The 537-nt window shown below is 39.9% G+C and carries 1 protein-coding gene; it reads right to left on the bottom strand.

Annotated elements, in window-relative coordinates; genetic code table 11:
- Positions 1-142: 142 nt before the first annotated feature.
- Positions 143-451, bottom strand: coding sequence for a hypothetical protein (locus tag NE664_13095; GenBank protein MCQ4727569.1), 309 nt, complete (start codon positions 449-451; stop codon positions 143-145).
- Between the last annotated feature and the right edge of the window lie 86 nt (positions 452-537).

The following is a 537-nucleotide window of genomic DNA, read 5'->3' as shown; positions in this document are numbered from 1 at the left end:
AAAAAAGCGGCACAAATCAATGTCATGTTTATTTTATCACTATATATAGTGTTTGTCAATATTTCAAATCTATATATAGCTATTCAATCCCATGTGATTGCTAAATCGTATCAATTCTTCATATCCTCTCTACTGTGTAATATCATGAAATCTGTTTATATCCTCTCCTATAGTTTTTCTCTATCCAGCTAAGCAGCTTTTTCTCTCCCAATTCCTCCATACAGAAATCATAAAGCTTGGGATTATATGCTTTCAGCCTTACGAATTTTTCAAAGCTTGTCAGATGACAGCCCACTGGACAGAACAGACAGCCGGTTCTTTGTTCTCCTGTGCACTTAAACGGCCCACATGATGGAAAGAACCCAATCTGACCGGGAACTTGCCCCACTTCGACCACCTCACCATAAGGCTCTGCAATTTCTAACTGTTTTTCCACTGTATACCGGAGCACATCCTGTGCTCTCCAAAATCCCATTGGCTTACTAAGTGGCCTTTCGCTTTCAAAGCTATTACAGCCAGTACGAAGATATGCTTCCT

The organism is Anaerotignum faecicola (genome assembly GCA_024460105.1).
Classification (GTDB): Bacteria; Bacillota; Clostridia; order Lachnospirales; family Anaerotignaceae; genus JANFXS01.
The sequence above is the reverse complement of the archived record's forward strand: the minus strand, read 5'-3'. Positions and strand labels throughout refer to the sequence as shown.